This window comes from Nocardia thraciensis, from assembly GCF_054782435.1.
In genome coordinates, this window is record NZ_BAAGSM010000048.1 from 35,301 (window position 1) to 46,129 (window position 10,829).

Sequence of the window (10,829 nt, forward strand, 5' to 3'; positions counted from 1 at the left end):
TTGAACAGTTCTGCGACCCTAACCGTCAGAGTCTTCCTGTCCGACGCACGGTCTCGAACCTGTCGAGTGCTCATATCCATCCCGGCACTCGAACTCATCGTTCACGCACCACGATCACCGGGCACTCGGCCGCGTGCAGGACCGCGGTGCTCGTCGACCCCAGCGTCATACCGGCGAACCCACCACGCCCGCGGCTGCCCACCACGACCAGTTGGGCGCCGTCGGCGTAGTCCAGAATCGATCGAACCGGCCTGTCGCACACCACGATCCGCTCGACGGGCACTTCCGGATACCGCTCACCGAAACCGGCCATGCTCTCCGCCAGCATGATCTCCTCGGCTGTCCGAATCTCCTCCCATCCGTGCACGGGCAGGCCGTAGCCGGGGGTATCGCTCCACGCGTGCACGGCGATCAGCGGGACCTTCCGGCGCGATGCCTCCTCGAACGCCAGCTCGATGGCGGACATGCTGTCGGCGCTGCCGTCGACGCCCACGACCACCGGCTGACGCGCCGAGATCGCATCCGTCCGCGAGCTGCCGTGCACCATCGCGACCGGGCAGTGCGCGTGTCGGGTCAGCGACGTGCTCACCGACCCGAGCACGGCGCGCCCGATCGCGCCGCGCCCGCGGTTGCCCACCACGACCATCCGCGCCGCGCGAGAACGATCGATCATGGTCGGGATGATCAGTTCGAAGGTCAACTCGGTCGTGACCGCGATCGTGTCCCCCGGCACGGCGTTGTGCGCGATCCGGCTCGCCTCGGTGAGCACGCGCTCCGCGTCGCTGCGCAGCCACTCCATCTCCCGCTCGCCCAGCGTCGCGCCGAAACCGTAGCCGGTCGGGAACGCCTGGGAGGTGACGATGTGCAGCGGGCAGTGCCGCAGCTCGGCATCCACCGCCGCCCATTCGACCGCCTGATACGAGATGGCCGAGCCGTCCACGGCGGCCACGATCGGCGCGTCGGCCGGGTCGATACGGGGTGTCTGGGGGTCCGCCATGATGCCTCCTCGTCGGTGTCGATTCGAGCATCACGCCCCCGCGGTGCGAGGCCCAGGGAACAAGGTCACGCGGTGAGTGGACCTGCGCCCCGCGAGTATTCGGGGCCGCGAGGTGTCGCGTCGCCGGGGCGGTCGAAGGTCACCGGTCGTCCGGGTACATCGCTTCTACCCGGGCCACGCCGATCCAGCGATCGTGGGTCTCATGATGGCCACCCGGAACAAGCACCGGATCGACATCCGGCAGTCCGCACTGGTACTCGTCGCCGGTGTCGTCGCGATTTGGGCGCTCGCCGGGGCCGTCGGCCTGGCCACCGGGGCAATCGACCTCGGTGCGACCGCGACGGAACGACTCCCCCTCGACAGTCCTCCGTTGGCCGCCGTGGCACTCGCCTTGATGGTGGGGGTACCGATGGTATTCACCGCCGTGCTCGTCGTGCGCGGAGACCGGCGTGCCACGGCCATCGCCATGATCAGCGGTGCCCTGCTCGTCAGCTGGATCATCGTGCAGATCTACACGATCGAGACCTTCAGCTGGCTGCAACCGGTCTGCGTGGTGGCCGGACTCGTCGTAATCGCGCTGGCGATGACCGATTCCGACCCGCGCCGAACCCGCTTCACCCCACAATGACGGCCGCGACGGCGAAGTACACCAGGATCGACAGCAGATCCTGCACGACCGTGGCCAGGGGACCCGATCCGAACGCCGGATCGACCTGCAGCCTCGAGATCGCCCACGGCAACGCCATCGCGACGACCCCCGCCACGGAGCAGGCGGCCAGCAGCGACACCGACACCGCCAGCGACGCCTCCTGGTTACCCCAGAACAACAGCGTCAGGGGATAACTCACGAGCGCGATCAGCAGCCCGATCAGCGCCCCGGTCACCGCTTCGCGATACACGATGCGACGGATACCGACCCCCACCGACAAGCCCCGGATCACCAGCGCCTCGGTCTGGGTGCCGACCGCATCGGCGAGATAGACGATCCCCGGGATGAAGAACGCCACCAGTACCTCGCGCTCGAGCTGGGCGTGGAAGGCGTCTACGACACCGGCCGCGAGCATCGCCCCGGCGAGACCGACCAGCAGCCACGGCAACCGGTGCCACAGCCGCCGTCCCACCGGTTCCTCGGTCGCCGTACGCGCGCCCGCCGTGGACGACAGGTACCCCGCCAACCGGGCCACGTCCTCGTCGTGCTCCCGCAGCAGCACCGACAGCAACCGCTGCGGCGGTATCACGCCCAGCCACCGCCCCTCGCCGTCCACGACCGCGAGCGCGGGCTCGTTGTGCCGCAACGCCTCCCACACCGCGTGCTCCTAGTCCCGGTGACCGGCGACGGTCGGCGGATGCACGTCCATGATGTCGCCGACGACTGCGTCCGCGGCCGCCGCGAACAGGCTCTCGATCGTGATCGCCCCGGCCAGCCGACTGCCGTCACACACCGCGACCACGGCAGCGCAGGTGAACCGTCGGCCGCGGATCCGGGCGAGTACGTCGTCCACGCGTTCCCTTGGGGCCGCGATCGGTACGTCCCGGGTGGCGTGCACCGCCGCCGTCTCGAGGATTTCGGTGGTCGGCAGAGGTGTTAGCACCGTCGCACGGTATCCCCGACCGCCCGGACGCGCCATCGAGTAGCGCTGCCTCTCAACGAAACTCGCGCCCCGCAATGCCGTGCTCCCTATCGCGAGCACCAGCTGCGTGCAGGCGAAAGACCATCCCGCCTGTGACCTCCGTCGCCTGCGGGATTTCCGGCGTTTCCCCGTCGTTGCGGGCCTTTCGCCCCTCGTTCCACCGCGCTCACCGTCGCAGGCTCGTGTGGAGAGTGAGGAGGGCTGCGATGGAGTATCGGGTCGATGTGTGTGAGGCCGTGCCGCAGGCGGTGTTGCGTATGCCACGGGAGATCCGGCCGGACCGGCTGGGTGAGGACATCGCGGCGGGCATGCGCGAGCTGACGGCGACCGTCCAGCGAGCGGGATTGACAGCCTGCGGTGCGCCGACCCTCACCTTCGCCGAGAACCTGTCGCCCGACGAGGTGACGGTCGTGGACTTCGGTGTGCCGGTCGAGCCGGCCCCGACCTTGAGCCTGCGGTCCGGGGCAGAGGTAGTCGTCGCTCCCGGTGCGATGGTCGCGCGAACCGCCCATCGAGGCGGCTACGGCGGACTCCCATCCGCCTACCGCGCCTTACACGAATGGATGGACGAGTACGGATACCGCCCGGTAGGACTGCCGACGGAGGCGTACCTCGTCGGCCCCGACGAGGTAAGTGATCCCCGTCGGCTGATTACCGAGATTCGCATCCCGGTAGTCCCCTCTCCGGCAATCGCCGCGCACATCGACGCGCCGTTCGCCGAAGCCCTGCCGAGGATACGAGAGGCCTTGCGGCAGGGAGGTTTCGGCATCGTCACCGAAATCGACATCCAGGCCGTGCTCCGGGAGAAACTGGGCGAGGAGATCGAGGAGTACACGGTGCTGGGCGCCTGCAATCCCATGCTGGCCCGCCGGGCGCTCGATGCGGATCGCCAGGCCGGATTACTGCTGCCGTGCAACGTCGTGGTCCGCGCGGCGGACGGAGGCACGCTCGTCGAAGCGGCGGATCCGTCGGTACTGGTGCGCGCGACCGGACAGGACGGATTACAGACGGTCGCCGACGACGCCCGGCGCCTGCTGGCCCGTACAGTCGCCACCTTGCGCCTACCCGTCGCCCAAGGTCAGCACCGATAGTCGCCCTGGGCCCACGACACGCTGTCATCCGGCGAGGTGTCCGGCCGCAATCACCGCCGTCTACTTGCCTGCGTTGCCGCGGATCGGCGCAGTGTTCCGGATTCCTCCACCTTCTCGGCCGCTTGTCGACCCGAGATGGCCCCGGGAGATCAATTGTGAAGCGCCGCATGCCGTTCGGCAGATTCCAATCACGCCGCATGCCAGCTCCAGCGCACGGCGCGAGTGTGTTCATGGCGTTCCTCCTCCCGCAGGGGTAGCGACGCATCGCCTCCACATATGGATTCGCCCACCACAGTGCCGAACCCTGATCGGCCACCACCGCGTAACCTCCGCCGATGACGTTGGTCCTGCCGTGGTCAGGCATCTCGCCTCTCATCGGCCGAATGCGGTGAGCGGAGGCTTGGGGTATGGAGACCGAACAGCCTCGTATCGCCGTCATCTTCGCGACCGCACAGGGGTCGACCCGTGAAATCGCCGAGTACATCGGCGAGGATCTGGCCAATCGCGGCGCTGACGTCGAGATCGCCGACGTCGACCACGCCCCCGAACTGTCGCGCTTCGACGCCGTCGTTCTCGGCAGCGCCGTACATAACATGGACTACCTTCCCTCCGCCGTACAGTACGTCCGCAATAATCGCGATGCCCTCGCGGATCTCGATGTCTGGATGTTCAGCGTGAGCGTTTCCGCAGCACTGCGCGGGCCCATCGGCCGCCGGATCGCGCGGCGGGTGCCCGAGCGCATCGCGGCACTGCGGAATTCGGTCGGCGCCAGGGGCTTTCACGCCTTCGCCGGGCACTACGAACGCGCCGGGGTCTCCCTGGGCGCCCGGCTGCGCCACCGGTTGCTGGGCGGCGGCCGGTACGGCGACCTGCGGGACTGGGCGGCGATCACCGCCTGGACCGAGACGATCGCCGACGCCCTGCGGCTGCCGCAGTCCCACAGTTCCGTGATCCACCCGTGAGCAAGACCAAACCCATGGCCGCCCACCTTGGCGCGAGGCTACCAACGCTGCCTGCTGTCCGCGCTGCTGCTCGCGATGCGCAGCGATGGCCGGGCCGTGCCTGGCGGGCACGGCCGGTAGAACTGGTTCGAGAGGTCGCACGAACGATGTTGCACGAAACGATCCCCCTCGGCCGCGTCGCCGGAATCCGCCTCGGCGCACACTGGTCGGTGCTGGTCACCATTGCGCTGTTCACCTGGATACTCGGCACCGACCTGCGCGACACCGGGACCACCGCCGTCGTGTGGTCGGTAGCCATCGGCGGCGCGCTCGCCTTGTTCGCGTCGCTGGCGACGCACGAGCTGGCACATTCGATCGTCGCCACACGCAACGGAGTGCGCGTCGAACGCATCGTGCTGTGGCTGCTGGGCGGAGCCTCCGAACTCGCCGACGAACCACGCGACGCCCGCGCCGACTTCCGAATCGCGATCGCCGGACCGCTGGCCAGTCTCGGCCTCGGCGCCCTCGCCTTCGGCCTGGCGGCAATCGCCGAGGCCACGGCCCCCGGCGGGGCGGTGGTGGGCGCTCTTGTGTGGCTGGCGCTCACGAATATGGTTCTCGCCGTGTTCAACCTGCTGCCCGGCGCACCGCTGGACGGCGACCGGGTGCTGCGCGCCGCGATATGGTGGCGCACCGGCGACCGGCTGCGCGCGGCGACCATCGCCGCGCGCAGCGGACAGATGTTCGGCACCGCGTTGATCGTTCTCGGTGTCGCGGAAATCATCGTCTTCGGGCACCTCGGCGGCGCCTGGCTGATGCTGCTCGGATGGTTCCTGCGGACCGCGGCGCACGCCGAACTCACCCTCGCCGGTTTGCGACACCGACTGGGCGACACCAAGATCCGGGACATCATGACCCCGAGCCCGATGGCCGTACCCAGCTTCTGGCACATCACGCAGTTGCTGGACTCGAGCGCCCCCGATTCCGGTCACCGGGTCTTCCCGGTCATCGATGCGCAAGGCCACCCGGTCGCGATCCTCGCGTGGTCGGATCTCGCGGCGGCGCCGACCGCCACCCGCCCATGCCACCCGGATCGACGCGGTGGCCCGGAGCCTGCCCTCCGGCGCGATTGTCGGTCCCGACGAGTTGCTCGCGGACGCCGCCACGCGCGTCGTCCTGCGGCCCCAACTCGATGCGCTCACCGTCGTCGACGGGTCGGGCCGTCTCATCGGCGTGGTGACCGCCACCGACCTGACCACCGCCTGTGACCGGTCCGCACTCGGCCTGCCGATCCGAAAGATGGAGCCGCCCAACGAACTCCGCCGTTCACCACAACGGGCAGCCCTGCCATGACAGCCACGCCCCTACTCGTGGACGCCCCCGAGCAGATCCTTCCTGACCGCCACGAGGCGGTCGGGCACTCGGGAAACTGCCGCGGCATCACGAGCGCGGAGGGTCTCTAACGCACCCGTCGACTGCGCAAGCCGGGAAACTTGCGCAATGCCGGAAGGATGTCGTCATCCTGAATCACCCAGCTTTTCGCCAATGCCCGGTTCGCCGTCGAACGCCGGGACGCCCGGGGCGGCCCGATCAGGGCGTTACGGTACGTTCGGCCGCCAGGATGCGCACCAGGAAAGCGCCCGTCACCGCCGCCATGGCCGCGGCCATCGCCAAGCCGCCGACCGCACCGATGGCGGCCACCAGCGCAGCCGATTGCCCCGGCTGCCACAGTGGCGTGGTCACCAGCGCGAACGTACCTAGTCCCGCGCCCCAGCCGAGCACATTCGCCCAGATCCACCACCAGGCCCGAGTCGTCCAGTACCGCAACACGAACCACTGGGCGACACCCAGCGAGAACACGATCACCGAGGCACCGGCCACCACGACGGGCACCAGCGCCGCTGGAGGCCACTCCGGCCAATGGTCGCCGTACAGCATCGGGACAAGCCCCACCGCCCAAGCGGCCACGGCCGCGACCATCGTGGCGACGATCCAGTCGCGCGGGGCGAATCCCCGCAGTACCGGCCGCAGCACTCCGGCCTGCGACCGGCCGAGCACGGCCCCCTCCACCGCTCCCGCGGCGAGCATCGCCCCGGCGGTCACCGCCGGCGCCGCATTCACCGTCAGCGCGCCCGCCAGCGCGGGAGCGAGAAGGCCGAGGAACTCGCCCAGGGTGACAGCGCGAAACCAGCGCTGCCACAATCGGTTCCGAATATCAGGTGCCGCAGCGTGATTCACCTGGACCACCACGTACGGGTCGGACTCCGACACTCGTTCGCGCGGGTGTCCCCGCTCGTACCACGCCTGCATTTCTTCGTGTTCCATCGTCCCGGGCAGCACGACACGGCCGGACCCGGACAGCCATGCCCCGTCGACGCGGATCGACAGCGGGTGGGGTGTGCGGAAATCGCGCCACCAGGTCTCGGTCTCGGCGCGCGCCACCCGCACGATGACCATGTCGTCCACTCGCGCGAGCGACACGGGCAGGGCGACACGCCTACCGGTCAATCTCCCCTCGTATCGCAACTCCCCCACCGTGTGCCGCAACCAGGTCGGCAGGCGCAGCGCCAGGAGCATCGCCGATGCCCCGATACCCGGCGTCCGGTACTTCGTCGTCATCGCGGGACCTGCGCTCTCGTTCATCGATCCGCCGGGTGAACCACCATCACCGGGCAATGGGCGTGCTGCACAAGGGAATTGGAGGTCGACCCGAGCACCGCTCCGAGGAATCCGCCCCGGCCACGACTCCCGACCACCAGTAGCTGCGCCGATTCCGACCAGGTCAGCAGGTGCCGTACGGGCGCCGACATGTACACCTTGCGGCACACCCGCACGTCCGGATACTTCTCCTGCCACCCGGCGAGCCGCTCGGCCAGGATGGCGTGCTCGACCTCCTCGAGGTTGGCGTAGGGCAGCAGTGGGTCGTCCTGCCCGGCGAATCGGCCGTAATCCCAATCGCTCCAGACATGCACCGCGACGAGGTCGGTACGCCGTTCGGCCGCCTCCGCGAACGCGGCCGCGATCGCCGCCTCGCCGACACGGCTACCGTCGATACCGACCACGACCGGCCCGCTATCGCGAACTACGTTGTCGGACTCCGGATCCGAACGCACCACGACCACTGCGCCATGCCCGTGGGAGGACACCGCGAGCAATGTCGACCCGAGATGCGCCATGGTTCCCGCGGATCCGGTGGCACCCAGCACAGTGACGAAGGCCCCGTCGCTCTGTTCGATCAGTACGTGGGCGGGCGAATCGTCCGACACCATCGTGGTGACCCGCAGCCCGTGCGCCGCCGCGTGTGCGGTGCGCTCGGCCCGCGCGACCACCGCCTTGCCATGTCGTTCCACGGCCTCGACCACCGGCGGCACGACCACCTCGTAGATACCGATCACCCGGCGCATCCCCCGCAGGTCCGTCCCGTGCACGATCCGCAATTCACGGTCGCGCAGTGCCGCATACCGCGCGGCCCAGCGCAGGGCACTATCGGATCCCTCGGAACCGTCCACCCCGACGACCACCGCCGCCGATGCCAGACGATGGGAATCGCCGCTGCGCCGCACACTCATGTCGACCTCCGAAACCGGCCGTGATCGCCCCAGCGGCAACCGGTTCAACGGTAGAAGCCGGACGCGGCAGCCCACCGCTGCCGATCGTCACCGAGCCGCGAGCCGAAAGACCAATCCGCCCGGGGTCGCACCACCCGCGGGGCCATCGACGCACCGACGCGGGACCTTCGGCCATGGCATCGGATACCGGACCTGCGTGACGCTGACTCCGGGCGATGGACAAAGCCGCTACGAGCGAGCGGCGACGAGGGCACAGCCGATCCGCTCGCGTGCGGCGGAATCGAGCGTCGGTGCTGCCCGGCGCACGACGCAACCGAGCACCCGCGACACGTCGTCAGAGAAGCCTGGATACAGCGAACCCAAATTTCCATGGGTTGATCGGATTCTTGTCTACCGACGGTACAGTCCTGATTCCGGCGTCATTGGTTCGCTCCGCGTAGAATCTTGTGGTTCGGAAATAGCCCCTCCGGAGTACAGGATTGCTGAGATGACCGACGATTCGCGGACCGGCTCCTATTCGGTGCGCGACACTCTGTCGCAGCTGCGGCTGCGGGAGCTGCTCACCGAGGTGAAGGACCGCGTCGAGCAGATCATCGATTCCCGCGACCGCATGGACGGGCTGGTCGAGGCCATGCTCGCCGTGACGTCGGGGCTCGACCTGGACGAGACCCTGCGCACCATCGTGCACACCGCCACCAGCCTGGTCGACGCGCATTACGGCGCCGTGGGCGTCCGAGGCCACGACGAGCAGCTGTCCCAGTTCATCTACGAGGGCATCGACGAACAGACCCGCACCCTGATCGGCGACCTGCCCGAGGGCCACGGCGTCCTCGGACTGCTGTTCAGCCAGCCCAAGCCGATCCGGCTCGAGGACCTGGCAACCCATCCGGCCTCGGTAGGCTTCCCGCCCAACCATCCGCCCATGCGCAGCTTCCTCGGGGTCCCGGTCCGCATCCGCGGCTCGATCTTCGGGAATCTGTACCTGACCGAGAAATCCAACGGCCAGCTGTTCACCGAGGATGACGAGCTGATCGTGCAGGCGCTGGCCGCGGCCGCCGGTATCGCCATCGAGAACGCCCGGCTCTACGAGTCCGCCCGTGCCCGGCAGTCCTGGATCGAGGCCACCGGCGATCTGACCACCGAATTCCTCGCCGGTACCGATCCCGACGACGTCCTGGCACACCTGGTCGACAACGCGCGGCGGCTGACTCGTTCCGATCGCATGCTGCTCGCCACGGTCGCCGAACCGGGAACACCGCCCGATGAGGTCACCGAACTCCTCGTGACCCAGGCGTCCGGAGATCCGGACGCGCACCGTGGCAGGCGATTGGCGCTAGAGGGCACCACGGTCGGAAAGGCGTTCGCCCGGCGCACTTCGCTACGCATCGATGATGCGCGCGCCACCGATCTCGCCGACATCATCGAACAGTCCGGCCCCGTACTGGTCCTCCCCCTGCATACCCCGGACGCACCGCTGGGTGTGCTGATCGCGGCGCGGCCGCGTGAGGAAGCACCTTACGACGACGAGACCCTGGAATTGGCGACCGCGTTCACCGATCAAGCGGCACTGGCCATGCACCTGGCCGAATCGCAGCGCCGGATGCGGGATCTCGACATTCTCACCGACCGCGACCGTATCGCCCGGGACCTGCACGACCATGTCATTCAGCGGCTGTTCGCCATCGGCCTCAGCTTGCAGGGCACAGTGCCCCGTACCAAGGTCCCCGAGGTCCGGGTCCGCCTCACCGACGCCATCAACGATCTGCAGGATGTGGTGCAGGAGATTCGCACAGCCATTTTCGACCTGCACGGCAACGCCACCAACAGCACCCGGCTGCGGCAGCGCGTCGAGGAGGCGATCCGCCAGCAGGCCGCCGATACGGAGATCCGGACCTCGCTGCGCGTGACCGGTCCACTGTCGGTGGTAGAGGCCGACCTGGCCGACCACGCGGAAGCCGTTGTGCGCGAAGGAGTCAGCAATGCCGTCCGCTACGCCGAGGCGTCCTCGATCGACGTGGAGATCGACGTGGCGGACAACCTCGTGATCATCGTGACCGACGACGGCCGCGGCATCCCGGACAACATCACCCCCAGCGGCCTGACCAATCTGGCCCGGCGCGCCGAATCCGCCGACGGCGAGTTCTCCGCGCTCCAAGGCACCTCCGAGGGTGCCGGGACACGCCCCGGCACCCGGCTGCGGTGGTCCGCACCGCTGGGCTGACCGATCACGAATCCTTTTGTCCGGAGGCATCTTTCGCGGGTTGCCGCACGACGATGATCGGGCAGTCCACCGACTGCACCAGGGCGGCGCTGGTGGATCCGAGCAGCATCCCGGCGAATCCACCGCGCCCGTGACTGCCGACCACGACCAGTTGCGCCTTCTCCGACTCCTCGAGCAGCGAGCGAACGGGCCGGTCGCGCACCAGGATTCGCCGCACCGGCACATCCGGATACCGTTCACCGAACCCGGCCAGGCTTTCGGCGAACACGGCGTCCTCGGTATCGCGGATCACGTCCCAGCCCAGGATCGACGGTTCTAGTACTCCAGCATCACTTTGTAATGTTTTTGGGTAGCATGTGGTTTCGTGCTGGTTGATGAG

Annotated in this window: 11 protein-coding genes and 1 pseudogene; 6 read left to right on the top strand and 6 right to left on the bottom strand. The window is 68.6% G+C overall.

What is annotated here, in order from left to right:
* Positions 1–94: 94 nt before the first annotated feature.
* Positions 95–997, bottom strand: coding sequence for a universal stress protein (locus tag ACYVLQ_RS29420; RefSeq protein ID WP_460700794.1), 903 nt, complete (start codon positions 995–997; stop codon positions 95–97).
* A gap of 202 nt (positions 998–1,199) precedes the next feature.
* On the opposite strand from ACYVLQ_RS29420, the gene ACYVLQ_RS29425 reads away from it, so the two are divergent.
* Complete coding sequence (locus ACYVLQ_RS29425; RefSeq protein ID WP_460700795.1) at positions 1,200–1,625, top strand: hypothetical protein; 426 nt, start codon at positions 1,200–1,202, stop codon at positions 1,623–1,625.
* Here the strand turns inward: ACYVLQ_RS29425 and ACYVLQ_RS29430 are convergent.
* Together ACYVLQ_RS29430 and ACYVLQ_RS29435 are read right to left on the bottom strand one after the other, a co-directional pair.
* A complete protein-coding gene (locus ACYVLQ_RS29430) occupies positions 1,612–2,304 on the bottom strand; it encodes a magnesium transporter (protein WP_460700796.1) in 693 nt (230 codons plus the stop codon). The two genes, ACYVLQ_RS29425 and ACYVLQ_RS29430, sit on opposite strands and share 14 nt — an antisense overlap.
* 9 nt (positions 2,305–2,313) lie before the next feature.
* A complete protein-coding gene (locus ACYVLQ_RS29435) occupies positions 2,314–2,589 on the bottom strand; it encodes a hypothetical protein (RefSeq protein WP_460700797.1) in 276 nt (91 codons plus the stop codon).
* Positions 2,590–2,834: 245 nt separating this feature from the next.
* On the opposite strand from ACYVLQ_RS29435, the gene ACYVLQ_RS29440 reads away from it, so the two are divergent.
* The 4 genes and pseudogenes from ACYVLQ_RS29440 (at position 2,835) to ACYVLQ_RS29455 (ending at position 6,013) form a co-directional block, all read left to right on the top strand.
* Entirely contained in the window at positions 2,835–3,719 is an 885-nt protein-coding gene (locus ACYVLQ_RS29440) for a DUF302 domain-containing protein (RefSeq protein WP_460700798.1), read from the top strand.
* Between the two features lie 407 nt (positions 3,720–4,126).
* Positions 4,127–4,681 carry a flavodoxin domain-containing protein gene (locus ACYVLQ_RS29445; protein WP_460700799.1) on the top strand — a complete coding sequence of 185 codons (555 nt, stop codon included), beginning with the start codon at positions 4,127–4,129 and terminating at the stop codon, positions 4,679–4,681.
* Between the two features lie 146 nt (positions 4,682–4,827).
* Positions 4,828–5,346 (top strand): annotated as a pseudogene (locus ACYVLQ_RS29450) (site-2 protease family protein); the annotation flags it as partial.
* Between the two features lie 325 nt (positions 5,347–5,671).
* Positions 5,672–6,013, top strand: a complete 342-nt coding sequence (locus ACYVLQ_RS29455; RefSeq protein ID WP_460700800.1) for a CBS domain-containing protein — start codon at positions 5,672–5,674, stop codon at positions 6,011–6,013.
* A 237-nt stretch (positions 6,014–6,250) separates the two neighbouring features.
* Here the strand turns inward: ACYVLQ_RS29455 and ACYVLQ_RS29460 are convergent, their stop codons facing one another.
* Both ACYVLQ_RS29460 and ACYVLQ_RS29465 read right to left on the bottom strand, forming a co-directional pair.
* Positions 6,251–7,279 carry a hypothetical protein gene (locus tag ACYVLQ_RS29460; protein ID WP_460700801.1) on the bottom strand — a complete coding sequence of 343 codons (1,029 nt, stop codon included), beginning with the start codon at positions 7,277–7,279 and terminating at the stop codon, positions 6,251–6,253.
* 20 nt (positions 7,280–7,299) lie between these two features.
* Positions 7,300–8,229 (bottom strand): universal stress protein, encoded by a 930-nt coding sequence (locus tag ACYVLQ_RS29465; protein WP_460700802.1) that lies wholly within the window; start codon positions 8,227–8,229, stop codon positions 7,300–7,302.
* 487 nt (positions 8,230–8,716) lie between these two features.
* Between ACYVLQ_RS29465 and ACYVLQ_RS29470 the strand changes: the two genes are divergently transcribed.
* On the top strand, positions 8,717–10,450 hold the full coding sequence (locus ACYVLQ_RS29470; RefSeq protein ID WP_460700803.1) for a sensor histidine kinase: 1,734 nt from the start codon (positions 8,717–8,719) through the stop codon (positions 10,448–10,450).
* Between the two features lie 4 nt (positions 10,451–10,454).
* On the opposite strand, the gene ACYVLQ_RS29475 is transcribed toward ACYVLQ_RS29470, so the two are convergent.
* Positions 10,455–10,829, bottom strand: a 375-nt coding sequence (locus ACYVLQ_RS29475) for a universal stress protein (protein ID WP_460700804.1), incomplete at its 5' end; no start/stop codon positions are given.